The sequence below is a fragment of the Xanthomonas rydalmerensis genome (assembly GCF_033170385.1).
Lineage (GTDB): Bacteria > Pseudomonadota > Gammaproteobacteria > Xanthomonadales > Xanthomonadaceae > Xanthomonas_A > Xanthomonas_A rydalmerensis.
The window spans coordinates 2,654,071-2,670,894 of sequence record NZ_CP126170.1 but is presented as its reverse complement, the minus strand read 5'-3'; the positions used below and the strand labels follow the sequence as shown (position 1 = coordinate 2,670,894).

Genomic DNA, 16,824 nt, shown 5'->3' with positions numbered 1-16,824 from the left:
GAGAGGGGCTGCTCGCTCGCGAGTTCGCGGTGCGCAGGTCTAGTCCTGGCGCGCCGGCGCGGCAATGCCGGCGCGCTACACTTTGGCGATGTCCGATCCGTCCGGCGCCAGCGCCTACTCCCGTTTCCAGCCCTGGCGCCGCAGCTTCGAGATCGGCTTCTGGGTCGCGCTCACCCTGATCAACGCCACCGCCAACAGCGTCACGGTGCTGATCGACATCCGCAACACCGGGCTGCACTTCGCCGCGTGGGAGCCGGTGGTCTGGGAGTGGTCCAGCAACCTGATGTTCCTGCTGATCGTGCCGCTGGTGGTGGTGCTGACCCGACGCTACCCGCTGCACTGGGACACGTGGCGACGCCGGTTGCCGGGTTATCTGCTGGGCAGCGTGGCGCTGTCGGTGTTGCACGTGGTGGGGATGGTCGCCCTGCGCAGCCTGGTCTACCGCCTGCAGGGCCAGCACTACGATTTCGGCCCGTGGCCGCAGGGGCTGGTCTACGAATACCTCAAGGACGTGCGCAGTCTGGCCTCGATCGCGCTGTGCGTGGAGATGTACCGGTTCCTGCTGCGGCGCTGGCAGGGCGAGGCGGCGCTGCTCGGCGCGCCCGACGCCGGCCCGCCGATGGGCTCGCTGGAGCGGCCGGAGCGCTTCCTGGTGCGCAAGCTGGGCCGCGACTTCCTGGTCGCCGCGGCCGACATCGAATGGCTGCAGGCCTCGGGTAACTACGTCAACCTGCGCGTGCGCGGCCACGACTATCCGCTGCGCAGCACCATGGCCGCGATCGAGGCAAGGCTGGACCCGGCGCGGTTCGTGCGCATCCACCGCAGCTACATCGTCAACCTGGCCAGCGTGGTCTCGATCGAGCCGCTGGAGGCGGGCGAGGCGCGGGTGCATCTGTGCGACGGCAGCCAGGTGCCGTGCAGCCGCCGCTACCGCGCCGCGCTGCGCGTGGCGGCCGGCGAGGGCGAAGCGGCGACCGTCGAGTAGGCCGGCGGCGCTGTGGCGCGGCGGCCGGAATTGCTAGAATTGCGCTCTTGTCTGCCGGAAAAAGCCGCAATGATCGAACTCAATCCGATTCGCCACCGCATCGCCGATCTGTCCGATCGGGTGCTGTCGCTACGGGGGTTTCTTTGACTACGACGCCAAGAAGGAGCGTCTAGAGGAAGTTACCCGGGAGCTGGAAAGCCCCGATGTCTGGAACGACCCCGAGCGTGCCCAGGGCCTGGGCCGCGAACGCGCCGGCCTGGAGAAGACCGTCGGCGGCATCGCCAGCGTGCTCGATGGCCTGAACGAATCGCTGGAATTCCTGGAACTGGCCGAGAGCGAGAACGACGAGGCCACCGCGCAGGCGGTGCTGGCCGATGTCGACCGCTTCCAGGCGCAGGTGGAGAAGCTGGAATTCCAGCGCATGTTCTCCGGGCAGATGGACGCCAGCAACGCCTTCGTCGACATCCAGGCCGGCGCTGGCGGCACCGAGGCCCAGGACTGGGCCGAGATCCTGCTGCGCATGTACCTGCGCTGGTGCGAATCGCGCGGCTGGAAGACCGAGCTGATGGAAGTCTCCGGCGGCGAAGTGGCCGGGATCAAGTCGGCCACGCTGCGCGTGGAAGGCGACTTCGCCTACGGCTGGCTGAAGACCGAGACCGGCGTGCACCGGCTGGTGCGCAAGTCGCCGTTCGACTCGGACAACCGCCGCCATACCAGCTTCACCTCGGTGTTCGTGTCGCCGGAAGTGGACGACAACATCGACATCGACATCAATCCGGCCGACCTCAAGACCGACGTGTACCGGTCCTCCGGCGCCGGCGGCCAGCACGTCAACAAGACCGAGTCGGCGGTGCGCATCACCCACGTGCCCACCGGCATCGTGGTGGCCTGCCAGACCGGGCGCAGCCAGCACCAGAATCGCGACAACGCGATGAAGATGCTGGCCGCCAAGCTGTACGAGCTGGAGATCCAGAAGCGCAACGCCGAACGCGATGCGGTGGAGGCGACCAAGTCCGACATCGGCTGGGGCAGCCAGATCCGCAACTACGTGCTCGACCAGAGCCGGATCAAGGACCTGCGCACCGGCGTGGAGCGCTCGGACACCCAGAAGGTGCTCGACGGCGACCTGGACGAGTTCGTCGAGGCCAGCCTCAAGTCCGGCCTGGAAGTCGGCTCCAAACGCAGCGACGCCTGAACCGGCGGCCTCCGTCCTGGCGACGGAGGCCGTATGGCGGCACACGGCCCGCCGGCTGGTGCATTCTTTCCCTTCCTCACGCATCCCCCATCCCATGACCGAGCAGACCCCCGCGCCGTCCCTTGCTGTCGACGAGAACAGCCTCATCGCCGAACGGCGTGCCAAACTCGCCGCGCTGCGCGCGCAGGGCGTGGCCTATCCGAACGATTTCCGCCGCAGCGACTTCGCCGGCGATCTGCAGGCCGAGTTCGCCGACACCGAGCGCTGGACCGCCGAGGCGCTGGAGGCCCAGGGCCGCAGCCTGCGCCTGGCCGGGCGCCTGCTGGCCAAGCGGGTGATGGGCAAGGCCAGCTTCGTGCAGTTGCAGGACGAGTCCGGGCGCATCCAGCTGTTCCTGCAGGCCAACGCCCTGGGCGAGGCCTACGACGCCTTCAAGGGCTGGGACATCGGCGACATCATCGGTGTGGAGGGCGGGCTGACCCGCACCAAGACCGGCGAGCTGTCGATCAAGGCCACCGGCCTGCGGCTGCTGACCAAGGCCCTGCGGCCGCTGCCGGACAAGTGGCACGGCCTGTCGGACGTGGAGCAGCGCTATCGCCAGCGCTACGTCGACCTGATCGTGTCGCCGGAGGCGCGCGAGGTGTTCGTCAAGCGCTCCAAGATCATCCGCGCCATGCGCGCCTGGCTGGACGCGCGCCGCTTCCTGGAAGTGGAGACGCCGATGATGCACTACATCCCCGGCGGCGCCACGGCCAAGCCGTTCACCACCCACCACAACGCGCTGGACCTGGATCTGTACCTGCGGGTGGCCCCGGAGCTGTACCTGAAGCGCCTGGTGGTCGGCGGCCTGGAACGGGTCTACGAAATCAACCGTAATTTCCGCAACGAAGGCGTCAGCACCCGGCACAATCCGGAATTCACCATGATGGAGCTGTACGAGGCCTACGCCACGTACCACGAGGTGATGGACCTGACCGAGAACGTCATTCGCGATGTCGCCCGCGAGGTGTTGGGCACTACCCAGGTGCACTGGGACGGGGCCGACATCGACCTGGCGCCGGCATTCCGCCGCTGGCGCATGGACGAGGCGGTGCGCCACCACAACCCGGAGATCAGCGCCGCCGACTGCACCGACCGCGAGGCCCTGCTGCGCCATTGCGAGCGGTTGAAGATCCGCACCAAGCCGTCCTACGGCTGGGGCAAACTGCTGCTGGAGATCTTCGAGGCCACGGTCGAGCACACCCTGATCCAGCCCACCTTCATCACCGACCACCCGGTCGAGGTCTCGCCGCTGGCCCGCTCCAGCGACACCGAGCCGGGCTATACCGACCGCTTCGAGCTGTTCATCAACGGCAAGGAAATCGCCAACGGCTTCTCCGAGCTCAACGACCCGGAAGACCAGGCGGCGCGGTTCCAGGCCCAGGTGGCGGCGAAGGAAGGCGGAGACGACGAGGCGATGCATTTCGATGCCGACTACATCCGCGCACTGGAAGTCGGGCTGCCGCCGACCGGCGGCCTGGGCATCGGCATCGACCGGCTGGTAATGTTGCTCACCGGCAGCAGCTCGATCCGTGACGTGCTGCTGTTTCCGTATATGCGTCCGGAGGCTTAACCTAGCCCCGCTGGCGCGGTTCTTGCACCAGGCGTTGCACGCAAAAGGAAGTGAGGTGGACGAGCCGGCGTGATGCGCGGCGGCGCGTTCCCGTTGTCGTCTCAGCAGCCCGCGCAGATGCGACGGGCGGAGGATTGCAGATGCATGATGCCAGCATGAGCCTCTCCGGCGCGTCCTCGAACGGGGACCGTCTCCACTGGGCCGACGGAAGCGACAATCGTTTGAACATCGTCATCGTCGACGATCAGACCTCCGCGCGGACGATGCTGCGGCATGTCATCGAGGACATCGCCCCGGAACTGACCGTGCGCGATTTCGGCGATTCGCAGGCCGCGCTGGCCTGGTGCGAGGCCGGCAAGGTCGATCTGTTGCTGCTCGACTACCGCATGCCGGGCATGGACGGGCTGGAGTTCGCGCGGCGCCTGCGCCGGCTGCCCAAGCACCGCGACATCCCGATCATCCTGATCACCGTGGTCGGCGACGAGCCGATCCGCCAGGCCGCCCTGGAGGCGGGGGTGATCGACTTCCTGGTCAAGCCGATCCGCCCGCGCGAACTGCGTGCGCGCTGCCACAACCTGCTGCAGTTGCGGCTGCAGAGCGAGAACATCAAGCAGCGCGCGATGTCGCTGGAGCAGCGCCTGCTGGCCAGCATGCGCGAGGTCGAGGAACGCGAACGCGAGACCCTGTCGCGGCTGGCGCGGGCCATCGAGTACCGCGACGTCGGCACCAGCGCCTACCTGGAGCGCATGGCCCACGTGGCCGGGCTGATCGCCGAGCAACTGGGCCTGTCCGAGGACGAGGTGCGGGTCATCGAGATGGCGGCGAGCCTGCACGACATGGGCAAGATCGCCATTCCCGATGCGGTGCTGCTCAAGCCGGGCAAGCTCAACGAGGACGAGATGGCGGTGATGCGCATGCACCCGCGCATCGGCTACGAACTGCTCAGCGGCAGCCAGAACCGCTTCATCCAGGTCGGCGCGCTGATCGCCCTGCGCCACCATGAGCGCTACGACGGCAGCGGCTACCCGGACGGCCTGGTCGGCGAGGCGATTCCGCTGGAAGCGCGGATCGTGGCGGTCGCCGACGTGTTCGACGCGCTGATCTCGCCGCGCCCTTACAAGGAAGCCTGGACCATGGATGCGACGCTGGCCTACCTCTACGCCCAGCGCGGCCGCCTGTTCGACCCGCGCTGCGTGGACGCGCTGTTCCGCGGTCGCGAGCAACTGCAGGTGATCTGCGAGAAATTCTCCACCGCCTCGGCGCGACCAGGGGTCTGACATGATCGCGGCGATCAGGTGGGTGCGGCAACGGTTCGCGGAGCGCAAGGATACCGAGCACGCGCAGGCCCTGGTGCGGATCGCCCTGATCTCTATCATCCTGAGCTATGTGCTGTTGCCGGGTCCGCGCGCGACCTTGCCCATGCGCGAGTACCTGAACGTGGTCGCCGTGGTGTCGTCCGGTCTGGTGCTATCGCTGGGCGTGCTGGCCTGGTTGCTGTGGCGGCCTGAACGTTGCGATACGCGACGGATCATCGGCATGATCGCCGACTACGGCCTGATCGCTGCGGCGATGATCGGCATGGGCGAGCCGCTGGCCTGGATGTACGTCGTGGTCCTGTGGGTGACGGTTGGCAATGGTTTGCGCTACGGCAACCGGTATCTTTATCTGGCGGTGGCCATGGGGGTGGCCAGCTTCGGCACCACCGTGCTGGTAACGTCTTACTGGCGCAACAATCTTGGACTGGGCGTTGGTCTGGTCATCGGCCTGTTGGCGGTGCCGGTTTATCTGTCAGGGCTGTTGCGGCAATTGACTCAGGCGACGAAGGAGGCGCAGCGCGCCAACGAGGCAAAGAGCCGCTTTCTGGCCAACATGAGCCACGAATTCCGTACCCCACTCAACGGCCTGTCCGGCATGACAGAGGTGCTGTCGACGACCAGGCTCGATGCCGAGCAGCGCGAGTGCGTCAGCACCATCCAGGCGTCTGCCAAGAGCCTGCTCTCGCTGGTCGAGGAAGTGCTCGACATCTCGGCGATCGAGGCCGGAAAGATCCGTATCGACAACAGTGCCTTCTCTCTGCGCGAAACCGTGGAGCAGATCGGTTTGATCCTGCAGCCGCAGGCGCGGGCCAAGGCGATCGGCTATTTCGTCGACATCGCCGCTGAAGTGCCGAATCATCTCCTCGGCGATGCAGGCCACCTGCGCCAAGTGCTGCTGAATTTGGCCGGGAACGCGATCAAGTTCACCGACTTCGGTCGAGTCGACGTGCGGGTCAAGCTGCTGCGCACCGACATGGATCGGACATGGCTGAGTTTCGATATCGTCGACACGGGCATCGGTGTGCCGGAGTCGATGCGATCGCGGCTGTTCGATGCGTTCGAGCAGGCGGATGTGGGATTGGCCCGCCGTTACGAAGGAACCGGACTGGGCACCACGATCGCCAAAGGCTTGGTGGAGTCGATGGGCGGCAGTATCGGCTATCAGGAGAACCTGCCGCGCGGAAGCCGGTTCTGGTTCGATCTGCCGTTCGAGATTCCTGTAAGCACGGTCGAGGAAGAGCCGCAGGCGGAGGCGGCTTCCGCCGAACGCCCCGAGGAGAACGGCCAGCCTGGGAACGTCATTGCCTTTTCGGATCCCTTCCTGCGTCACCGTGCGCGCATCCGCAGCATGCGCATTCTGGTGGCCGATGACCATGCCGCCAATCGCATGGTGCTACAGCGCCTGCTGCAGAAGGCGGGTCACCGTCCGATCTGCGTCGAGGGGGCCGAATCGGTGCTGGACGCCTTGGCGGAGAGCGAGTTCGATGGGGTCATTGTCGATTTGCACATGCCCGGCATGAGCGGGTTGGACATGCTGAAGCAGCTGCGGATCATGCAGGCTGGCGGCCCGCGCACCCCCGTGGTGGTGCTCAGCGCGGACGTCACACCCGACGCGATCCAGCGTTGTGAACAGGCCGGTGCGCACACGTTCCTGGCCAAGCCGGTCGTCGCCAGCCGTCTGCTAGATACGTTGGCCGACATTGCCGCGGAGGGGCGCCTGCGCGGCTCTGGCGAGGCTCAGGTCAGGCAGTTGATCGCCACCACGTCCGAAGGTGTGCTGGATTCCTCCGTGCTCGATGAATTGGCCGGGCTGGGCATGGGCGAAGGATTCGAACGCGAGTTCATTTCGCAGTGTCTCAACGATGCCGAGGGCTGCCTGGGTGGCATGCAGATCGCAGGCGACGCGGAGCATTGGGAACGTCTGCGCGAACATGCTCACGCGATCAAGGGCGTGGCGAGCAATCTGGGCCTGATCCGGCTGGCCAGCCTTGGTGGCGAGTTGATGCAGATGGCGGAGTGGCAGATGCGCAGCGAATGGCGCTCCCGGTTGATGGCACTCAACGCCAGTCTGACCGAGGGCAGGGAAGTGCTCGAGGCGCGTGCGCGCCGCAGCGCAAGTTCCGAAGAAAACGAATTGCGCTGAGGCCGACGGTAAGGCCCGGGCGTGATACCGGGCCGACCGCTGACCACTGCGTTTTCCAGCTAGGCTGCAACATCCCGCGCACGGCGGGTCTGCGCGCGCACCAGCCGATCCATCGTGCGCAGCGATTTCTCGTCCAGCGCCAACGCGGAATCGACCCAGATTTCGGTGATCGCCTGCAGTTCCTGCAGGGTCACGGGTTGCGCCAGATTGCGCACCGTGTTCATCGCCAGGTACGACTGCGGGCTGCGGCGCTGGTGGTGGATGAGCTGTTTCACGCGGTCGATGCCCTGGTTCCGCGGGACCAGTACATCGACGATGCCCATCGCGTGCATCTGCTCGCTGCTGTACAGGTCGGCACCCAGGATGATCTGTTCGGCCACATGCGGAGCGACGCGCTTGCACAGGAAGGAATAAGCGCCCATGCCGGGAATCAGTCCGAAAATCGCCTCCGGCAACCCCATCGTGACGCCTTCTTCTGCGACGATCGTGTGGCAGGCCAATGCCATCTCCAGACCTCCGCCCAGGGTATCGCCTTGCAGCAGGGCGATGGTGCGCACGTCGCCCGCCAGGCCTCGCTGCAGTTGATGGACGCCGCTCACGCAGCGATAGGCGTAGTCGAGCAGTTGCTCGCGGTCTTTGCGGCGGATGAGGTCGGAAAAGAGCGCAAGATCGCCGCCGAGATTGAAGACATTGGCATCGGAGGCGATAACCAGATGCTTCAGTGCGCCCTTCCTGAGCGTATTCGCACGCGTTGTCATCGCCTCCAGTGCTGCCAGTACGTCATCCAGCATCTGGCTATGGAAGCATGGGCGCGTGCCGAGCTGTGGATTCGCATGCATGTACAACCAATGGCTATCGTCGTCGCCGTCCGCATCGATGCGGATGCTGGAATAGGTGCGGGTACGGGGCAGCGTGTCGATCGTGCTCATGGCGGGCTCTCGGAAAGACGCCCGCGGAGATGGCGTGGCGCAGCGGGCGAGTGCGTTTCCACCCGGCGGATGCTACACCCGGGTGCCGCGGCCGGAACTCGCCCTGCCAGCGCCTGCACGGGCGCCGCGTGGGCGCCCGCTGGACCTGCTTATTGCGGCGGCGGTGCGTCGCGCAACTCGCGCCGCAGGATCTTGCCGACGTTGGTCTTGGGCAGCTCCTTGCGGAACTCGACGATGCGCGGGTGCTTGTAGCCGGTGAGGTTGGCGCGGGCGTGCGCCTTCACCTCCTCGGCGGTCAGGTTGGGGTCCTTCTTGACGATGACCACCTTGACCGCTTCGCCGGATTTTTCGTCCGGCACGCCGACCGCGGCCACTTCCAGCACGCCCGGCATCATCGCGATGACGTCCTCGACCTCGTTCGGATACACGTTGAAGCCGGACACCAGGATCATGTCTTTCTTGCGGTCGACGATATAGAAGAAGCCCTGCGGATCCATCCGCGCCATGTCGCCGGTGTGCAGCCAGCCGTCGGCATCGATGGCGCCGGCGGTGTCCTCCGGCCGGCGCCAGTAACCCTTCATCACCTGCGGCCCGCGGATGCACAGCTCACCGACCTCGCCATGGGCGAGGGTCTGGCCCTGGTCGTCCTTGACGCAGGCGTCGGTGGAGGGGATCGGCAGGCCGATCGCGCCGTTGTATTCGGTCAGGGTCAGCGGGTTGATGCAGGCCGCCGGCGAGGTCTCGGTCAGGCCGTAGGCCTCGACCAGGGTGACGCCGGTGACCTGCTTCCAGCGTTCGGCCACCGCGCGTTGCACCGCCATACCGCCGCCGAGGGTGAACTTCAGCGAGGAGAAATCCACCTTGTCGAAGCCAGGGGTGTTGAGCAGGCCGTTGAACAGGGTGTTGACGCCGGTGAAGGCGGTGAAGCGGGTCTTCTGCAGTTCCTTGACGAAGCCCGGCATGTCGCGCGGATTGCTGATCAGGTGATTGAGCCCGCCGAGCTTCATGAAGACCAGCCCGTTCGCGGTCAGCGCGAAGATGTGGTACAGCGGCAGCGCGGTGATGATGACTTCCTTGCCTTCCTCCAGCTTGCCGGTCGCCGAGATCCAGGCGCCTGCCTGCAGCATGTTGGCGACCAGGTTGCGGTGGGTCAGCATCGCGCCCTTGGCCACGCCGGTGGTGCCGCCGGTGTACTGCAGGAAGGCGATGTCGTTCGGCGCGATGTCGATCGGCGGCAGCGTGTGCAGGCGGCCGAGGGTCAGCGCGTCGCGGAAGCGGATCGCGTTGGGGAGGTCGTAGTCCGGCACCAGCTTCTTGACGTACTTCAGGACGAAGTTGACCAGCGGCCCCTTGGGGAAGCCGAGCATGTCGCCCAGGCCGGTGGTGATGACCTGCTTGATCGGCGTGTCGGCGAGCACTTCCTGCACGGTGGTGCCGAAGTTGTCGATCACCACCAGCGCGCTGGCGCCGGAGTCGATCAACTGGTGGCGCAGTTCGCGCGGGGTGTACAGCGGGTTGACGTTGACCACGGTCATGCCGGCCAGCAGCACGCCGAAGGTGGCGATGGGGTACTGCAGGCAGTTGGGCATCATCAGGGCGACGCGGTCGCCCTTCTTGAGCTGCAGTTCGCCCAGCAGGTAGCCGGCGAATTGCCGGGCCAGTTCGCCGGCCTCGCGGTAGGTCAGGGTCTTGCCGAAGTTGCAGTAGGCGGGGCGGTCGCCGAACTTGGCCACGGAGCTTTCGAAGACGGCGGCGACGGAGCGGTATTCATCGACATCGATGTCGGCGCCAACGCCGGCCGGATAACTCTGCAACCACGGACGATCCAGACTCATATTCCCCCTCCAGGAAATGTATTGATGGGCGCGCAGCGGACAGTATCCGCCGGAATCCCGTAATGGGAGCATACCGTTCCGTAGGGGAGAAAGGCGAACAGGGGCGGGGGGATGCCTTGTGGGCGAGCGTGTTTTTGTGCCGGTAGGGCAAGAGTGCCGAAGGCTATCTGTTGTTGCTGTTGCTGTTGCTGTTGCTTTTACCGGTTCCCTTCCGAAGCGGCGGCCAGCACGGGGAAAAACCCCGAAGGGGCGGCGCACAGGGACGTGCGCCGTCCGCGGCAGGGGCAGGATGCCCCTTCCGCGGATCCCCGGGCTGGACGCGGACCCGGAGCGCGCAGCGCGTAGGGCGCGAGGCAGGGTGTGCTTTCTTTTGGTTACTTTTCTTTGCACAAGCAAAGAAAAGTAACTCGCCGAAAGGCGAAAGCCTTTGCTCTCGAGTGCGCGCGCATGCAAGTGTCAATTCGCGTACCCGAGCATCGCCCCCGCGCTAGGCGCGGGGGCCAGGGTTCCGTGTGGGAAACCCGTGCGGCTGTCAGCGCGCAGCCAATTGCCGCAGCACGTACTGCAGCAGGCCGCCATGGCGGAAGTACTCCACTTCCTTCGGGGTCAGCAGCATCACCGCCACCTCGAAGGACTGCGCGCTGCCGTCGGCCTTGGTCGCCACGACCTTGGCGCGCTTGCTGGCGCCGTCCTGCAGGCCGGTGATCTCGAACACTTCCGAGCCGTCCAGGCCCAGGCTCTGCGCGTTCTGGCCGTCGAGGAACTGCAGTGGCAGCACGCCCATGCCGACCAGATTGGAGCGGTGGATGCGTTCGAAGCTTTCGGCGATCACGGCCTTGACCCCGAGCAGATTGGTGCCCTTGGCCGCCCAGTCGCGCGAGGAGCCGGTGCCGTATTCCTTGCCGCCGATCACCACCAGCGGCACGCCGTCGGCCTTGTACTTCATCGCCGCGTCGTAGATCGCCAGCTTTTCCGGCTGGCCGCCGCCGGGCGGGTGGTACAGGGTGTTGCCGCCTTCCTCGCCGCCGAACATCAGGTTCTTGATGCGGATATTGGCGAAGGTGCCGCGGACCATGACGTCGTCGTTGCCGCGGCGGCTGCCGTAGCTGTTGAAGTCGGCCGGCTGCACGCCGCGTTCCTGCAGGAAGCGGCCCGCCGGCGAGTCCTTCTTGATGTTGCCGGCCGGGGAGATGTGGTCGGTGGTGATCGAGTCGCCGAACAGGCCGAGCACGCGCGCACCGTGCACGTCGTCGATGCGGCCGACCTGCATGGTCATGCCGTCGAAGTAGGGCGGGTTCTTGATGTAGGTGGAGGCGCCGTCCCAGGCGTAAAGCTCGCCGTCGGGCGAGGCGATGGCGGCCCAGCGGCTGTCGCCCTTGAACACGTCGGCGTAGTTCTGCTTGAACATCTCCGGGCCGACCGTGGCGGCGATGGTGTCGCCGATCTCCTTGTTGCTCGGCCAGATGTCGCGCAGGTACACCGGCTGGCCGTCGCTGCCGGTGCCCAGCGGGTCGCGGGTCAGGTCGATGTCGGTGGTGCCGGCGATGGCGTAGGCGACTACCAGCGGCGGGGAGGCCAGGTAGTTCATCTTCACTTCCGGATGCACACGGCCTTCGAAGTTGCGGTTGCCCGACAGCACCGACGCCACCACCAGGTCGTCCTGGGCGATGGCCGCCGACACATCCTCCGGCAGCGGGCCGGAGTTGCCGATGCAGGTGGTGCAGCCGTAGCCGACCACGTAGAAGCCGAGCTGTTCCAGGTCGGTCATCACCCCGGCCTTCTTGAGGTAATCGGTGACCACCAGCGAGCCCGGCCCGAGCGAGGTCTTGACCCACGGCTGCGCCTTCAGGCCCTTGGCCACGGCGTTGCGCGCGAGCAGGCCGGCGCCGAGCATCACCGCCGGGTTGGAGGTGTTGGTGCAGGAGGTGATCGCCGCGATCACCACCGCGCCGTCGCGTAGCTGCCAGCCGGCGCCGCTGGCCTCGGCATCCTGCGCATGCGCCGCCTGGGCGCCGACCGCGGTGCCGCCGCCGCCTTCGTTCTTGAGCCGGTCTTCCTGTTTCGCATCGCTGTGGCGCTTGCTGCGCGCGTCGGCGAACGGCACCAGGCTGTCGCGGAAGTTGCGCTGCATGTCTTCCAGCAGCACGCGGTCCTGCGGGCGCTTGGGACCGGCCAGCGACGGCTTGACCTGGCCCATGTCCAGTTCCAGGGTGGCGCTGTACGCGGCATGCGCGCTGTCGGCGTCGTGCCACAGGCCCTGCGCCTTGGCGTAGGCCTCGACCAGCGCGATCTGCTCCTCGCTGCGCCCGGACAGGCGCAGGTAGGTCAGCGATTCGGCGTCGATCGGGAAGATGCCGCAGGTCGCGCCGTATTCGGGCGCCATGTTGCCGATGGTGGCGCGGTCGGCCAGCGGCAGGTGCTGCAGGCCGTCGCCGAAGAACTCGACGAACTTGCCGACCACGCCGTGCTTGCGCAGCATCTGCGTCACCGTCAGCACCAGGTCGGTGGCGGTGGCGCCTTCGGGCAGCTTGCCGGTGAGCTTGAAGCCCACCACCTGCGGGATCAGCATCGACGAAGGCTGGCCGAGCATCGCCGCTTCCGCCTCGATGCCGCCCACGCCCCAGCCGAGCACGCCGATGCCGTTGATCATGGTGGTGTGGCTATCGGTGCCGAACACGGTGTCCGGGTAGGCGATCGCCTCGCCGTCACGCTCGCCGGTCATCACCACCCGCGCCAGGTGCTCCAGGTTGACCTGGTGCACGATGCCGGTGTTCGGCGGCACCACCTTGAAGTTGTCGAAGGCCTTCTGGCCCCAGCGCAGGAAGCCGTAGCGCTCCTTGTTGCGCTGGAATTCGATCTTGCCGTTGAGGTCCAGCGCGTCGGGCTTGCCGAACACGTCCACCTGCACCGAATGGTCGATCACCAGTTCCGAGGGAATCAGCGGGTTGATCTGTTCCGGGCGCCCGCCGAGCTTGACCACCGCGTCGCGCATTGCGGCCAGGTCGACCACGCACGGTACGCCGGTGAAGTCCTGCAGCACCACGCGCGCCGGCATGAAGGCGATCTCGGTATCCGGCTCGGCCTTGGGATCCCACTTCGCCACTGCCTCGATGTGGTCCTTGCCCACGGTCACGCCGCCGTCTTCGTGGCGCAACAGGTTTTCCAGCAGGATCTTCAGCGAGTAGGGCAAGCGGGCGATGTCGAAGCGCTCGGCGAGCTTGGGCAGGCTGTAGTAGGCGTAGCGTTGGCCGTTGACCTCGAGCGAGGCACGGGTGGAAAAGGAATCGCTCATCACGGAACTCCTATGGCATCGCGGCTGTAGGGACTGCGGTCATTCTGACCGATTCAGTGTGTATGGCAGGTGTGACCTGCGCTGTATGTGGGCTTGAGTATGACGCTTCAAGTATGTAAAATTCGTGCATACCTTGTGGAGCCCGCCCCATGGAAGCCACTGTCGCCGAGCGCGGTCAGATCACCTTGCCCAAGGCCGTGCGCGACGCATTGGGCCTGAGCAAGGGCACCATCCTGAAAGTGGAACTTGACGGCGGCCGGATCATCCTGCGCAAGAGCGTGGACGATGCCATCTCGCGCGCTCGCGGCCGCTTCAAGCTCGACGGCTTCGCCAGTACCGACGAGGCGATGCGCGCCATCCGCGGCCGCGCCCCGGGCGATCCGTTCGAACCCGAGCCCGACGCCGGCGCATGATCGCCATCGACTCGTCCGTGCTGGTGGACCTGCTGGCCGACGGCCCGCAGGCCGACGCCGCCGAAGCCTGCCTGCGCCAGTGCCTGAGCACCGGTCCGGTGGTGGTCTGCGACATCGTCCTGGCCGAAGTGTGCAGCGCGCTGCGCGACGGCGCCGAGGCGTTGTCGGTGTTGGAGGACATGAGCATCCGCTTCAGCGCGCTGGAGGCCAAGTCGGCCCTGCGCGCCGGCGAGATGCAGCGCCGCTTCCGCGCCCGTGGCGGCAAGCGCGAGCGGGTGGTGGCCGATTTCCTGATCGGTGCGCATGCGCTGCTGCAATGCGATGGCCTGATCACCCGCGACGACCGTTTTTTCCGCGATTACTTCAAGGGCCTGAAGATCATCGTCCCCAAGCCTGCCGGCTGACGCCGCGCCGCCGCTACCGCACATTCCCACCGTATTTTTCCGGAGAACCCGCATGTTGGAAGCCTACCGCCACCACGTTGCAGAGCGCGCCGCGCTCGGAATCCCGCCGCTGCCGCTGAGCGCGCAGCAGACCGCGCAGGTCATCGAACTGCTGAAGAATCCGCCGGCCGGCGAGGAGCAGTTCCTGGTCGAACTGCTGAGCCATCGCGTGCCGGCGGGCGTCGACGACGCCGCCAAGGTCAAGGCCTCGTACCTGGCCGCGGTCGCCTTCGGCAGCGAGAAGACCCCGCTGATCTCGCCCACCCGCGCCACCGAACTGCTGGGCACCATGCTCGGCGGCTACAACATCCATCCGCTGATCGAGCTGCTGGACAACGCCGAACTCGGTGCAGTCGCCGCCGAAGGTCTGAAGCACACGCTGCTGATCTTCGACGCCTTCCACGACGTGCAGGAGAAGGCCGAGGCCGGCAACGCGCACGCCAAGGCGGTGCTGCAGAGCTGGGCCGAGGCCGAGTGGTTCACCAGCAAGCCGGAAGTGCCGCAGAGCCTGACCATCACCGTGTTCAAGGTGCCGGGCGAGACCAACACCGACGACCTGTCGCCGGCGCCGGACGCCACCACCCGTCCCGACATCCCGCTGCACGCGCTGGCGATGCTCAAGAACAAGCGCGACGGCGCCCCGTTCGAGCCGGAAGAAGACGGCAAGCGCGGCCCGATCCAGGCCATCGCCGATCTCAAGGCCAAGGGCCATCTGGTCGCCTACGTCGGCGACGTGGTCGGCACCGGTTCCTCGCGCAAGTCGGCGACCAACTCGGTGCTGTGGTGGACCGGCGAGGACATCCCGTACATCCCCAACAAGCGCTTCGGCGGCGTGTGCCTGGGCTCGAAGATCGCGCCGATCTTCTACAACACCATGGAAGACGCCGGCGCGCTGCCGATCGAGCTGGACGTGTCGCAGATGGAGCACGGCGACGTGGTCGAGCTGCGCCCGTACGAAGGCAAGGCGCTGAAGAACGGGCAGGTGATCGCCGAGTTCGCGATGAAGTCGGACGTGCTGTTCGACGAAGTGCGCGCCGGCGGCCGCATCCCGCTGATCGTCGGCCGCGGCCTGACCGCCAAGGCGCGCGAGTTCCTGGGCCTGCCGGCCTCGGACCTGTTCCGCCTGCCGATGGACCCGCCGGACACCGGCAAGGGCTTCTCGCTGGCGCAGAAGATGGTCGGCCGCGCCTGTGGCCTGCCGGAAGGCCAGGGCATGCGCCCGGGCACCTACTGTGAGCCGAAGATGACCTCGGTGGGCTCGCAGGACACCACCGGCCCGATGACCCGCGACGAGCTGAAGGATCTGGCCTGCCTGGGCTTCTCCGCCGACCTGGTGATGCAGTCGTTCTGCCACACCGCCGCGTACCCGAAGCCGGTCGACGTCAAGACCCACCACACCCTGCCGGAGTTCATCTCCACCCGCGGCGGCGTGTCGCTGCGTCCGGGCGACGGCGTGATCCACAGCTGGCTCAACCGCATGCTGCTGCCCGACACCGTCGGCACCGGCGGCGACTCGCACACCCGCTTCCCGATCGGCATCTCGTTCCCGGCCGGCTCCGGCCTGGTCGCCTTCGCCGCCGCCACCGGCGTCATGCCGCTGGACATGCCCGAGAGCGTGCTGGTGCGCTTCAAGGGGCAGATGCAGCCGGGCGTGACCCTGCGCGATCTGGTCAACGCGATCCCGCTGTACGCGATCAAGCAGGGCCTGCTGACCGTGGCCAAGCAGGGCAAGAAGAACATCTTCTCCGGCCGCATCCTCGAGATCGAAGGCCTGCCGGAACTGAAGGTGGAGCAGGCGTTCGAACTGTCCGACGCCTCCGCCGAGCGGTCGGCCGCCGGTTGCACGGTGCGCCTGAACAAGGAGCCGATCGTCGAGTACCTGACCAGCAACATCACCCTGCTGAAGTGGATGATCGCCGAAGGCTATGCCGACGCGCGTTCGCTGGCGCGGCGGATCAAGAAGATGGAGGAATGGCTGGCAGACCCGCAGCTGCTCGAGCCCGATGCCGATGCCGAATACGCGGCGGTGATCGAGATCGACCTGGCCGACATCCACGAGCCGATCGTGGCCTGCCCGAACGACCCGGACGACGTGAAGACCCTGTCCGACGTGGCCGGCGCGGCGATCGACGAAGTGTTCATCGGCTCGTGCATGACCAACATCGGCCACTTCCGTGCCGCGGCCAAGCTGCTGGAAGGCAAGCGCGACATCCCGACCCGCCTGTGGGTCGCGCCGCCGACCAAGATGGACGCCTCGGAGCTGACCAAGGAAGGCCACTACGGCACCTTCGGCGCCGCCGGCGCGCGCATGGAAATGCCGGGCTGCTCGCTGTGCATGGGCAACCAGGCGCAGGCGCGCGAGGGCGCCACGGTGTTCTCCACCTCCACCCGCAACTTCCCCAACCGCCTGGGCCGCAACACCAACGTGTACCTGGGCTCGGCGGAACTGGCGGCGATCTGCTCGCGCCTGGGCCGGATCCCGACCAAGGACGAGTACATGGCCGACGTGGGCGTGATCAAGACCAGTGGCGAGCAGATCTATCGCTACATGAACTTCGATCAGATCCAGGACTATCAGGACGTGGCCACCACGGTCGCCGCCTGATCGCCCCGGCGATGCACCGACGCGACGTGCCGCCCATGCGGCACTGTCGCAAACGA

Annotated in this window: 11 protein-coding genes; 8 read left to right on the top strand and 3 right to left on the bottom strand. The window is 66.7% G+C overall.

The annotated features are described in order from the left end of the window. Positions 1-88: 88 nt before the first annotated feature. From QN245_RS11150 to QN245_RS11130, 5 genes are all read left to right on the top strand, one after another. A complete protein-coding gene (locus QN245_RS11150) occupies positions 89-985 on the top strand; it encodes a LytTR family DNA-binding domain-containing protein (protein ID WP_317843181.1) in 897 nt (298 codons plus the stop codon). Between the two features lie 69 nt (positions 986-1,054). Next, a protein-coding gene (gene prfB, locus QN245_RS11145; protein WP_160967761.1) for a peptide chain release factor 2 occupies positions 1,055-2,180 on the top strand; the annotation gives its coding sequence in 2 pieces (ribosomal slippage) (positions 1,055-1,129 and positions 1,131-2,180; 1,125 coding nt in all). A gap of 94 nt (positions 2,181-2,274) precedes the next feature. After that, a complete protein-coding gene (gene lysS, locus QN245_RS11140; RefSeq protein ID WP_160967763.1) occupies positions 2,275-3,792 on the top strand; it encodes a lysine--tRNA ligase in 1,518 nt (505 codons plus the stop codon). Positions 3,793-3,932: 140 nt separating this feature from the next. Next, a complete protein-coding gene (gene rpfG / locus QN245_RS11135; RefSeq protein WP_043086876.1) occupies positions 3,933-5,069 on the top strand; it encodes a cyclic di-GMP phosphodiesterase response regulator RpfG in 1,137 nt (378 codons plus the stop codon). A 1-nt stretch (position 5,070) separates the two neighbouring features. After that, positions 5,071-7,251 carry an ATP-binding protein gene (locus QN245_RS11130; RefSeq protein WP_317843180.1) on the top strand — a complete coding sequence of 727 codons (2,181 nt, stop codon included), beginning with the start codon at positions 5,071-5,073 and terminating at the stop codon, positions 7,249-7,251. A gap of 59 nt (positions 7,252-7,310) precedes the next feature. Here QN245_RS11130 and QN245_RS11125 read toward each other — a convergent pair whose 3' ends face one another. The 3 genes from QN245_RS11125 to acnA form a co-directional block, all read right to left on the bottom strand. Then, a complete protein-coding gene (locus QN245_RS11125) occupies positions 7,311-8,180 on the bottom strand; it encodes a crotonase/enoyl-CoA hydratase family protein (protein ID WP_317843179.1) in 870 nt (289 codons plus the stop codon). Positions 8,181-8,329: 149 nt separating this feature from the next. Then, positions 8,330-10,015, bottom strand: a complete 1,686-nt coding sequence (rpfB, locus tag QN245_RS11120; protein ID WP_317843178.1) for a fatty acyl-CoA ligase RpfB — start codon at positions 10,013-10,015, stop codon at positions 8,330-8,332. 532 nt (positions 10,016-10,547) lie between these two features. After that, positions 10,548-13,307 (bottom strand): aconitate hydratase AcnA, encoded by a 2,760-nt coding sequence (gene acnA / locus QN245_RS11115; protein ID WP_317843177.1) that lies wholly within the window; start codon positions 13,305-13,307, stop codon positions 10,548-10,550. A 149-nt stretch (positions 13,308-13,456) separates the two neighbouring features. Between acnA and QN245_RS11110 the strand changes: the two genes are divergently transcribed. Genes QN245_RS11110 through acnB form a run of 3 tightly spaced genes read left to right on the top strand, consistent with a single transcriptional unit; the run spans position 13,457 to position 16,768 of the window. Further along, on the top strand, positions 13,457-13,720 hold the full coding sequence (locus QN245_RS11110; RefSeq protein ID WP_010343322.1) for an AbrB/MazE/SpoVT family DNA-binding domain-containing protein: 264 nt from the start codon (positions 13,457-13,459) through the stop codon (positions 13,718-13,720). After that, positions 13,717-14,124, top strand: a complete 408-nt coding sequence (locus tag QN245_RS11105) for a type II toxin-antitoxin system VapC family toxin (RefSeq protein ID WP_019798091.1) — start codon at positions 13,717-13,719, stop codon at positions 14,122-14,124. The genes QN245_RS11110 and QN245_RS11105 overlap by 4 nt, the downstream gene beginning before the upstream one ends. A gap of 52 nt (positions 14,125-14,176) precedes the next feature. Continuing rightward, complete coding sequence (acnB, locus tag QN245_RS11100) at positions 14,177-16,768, top strand: bifunctional aconitate hydratase 2/2-methylisocitrate dehydratase (protein ID WP_317843176.1); 2,592 nt, start codon at positions 14,177-14,179, stop codon at positions 16,766-16,768. Positions 16,769-16,824 lie beyond the last annotated feature (56 nt).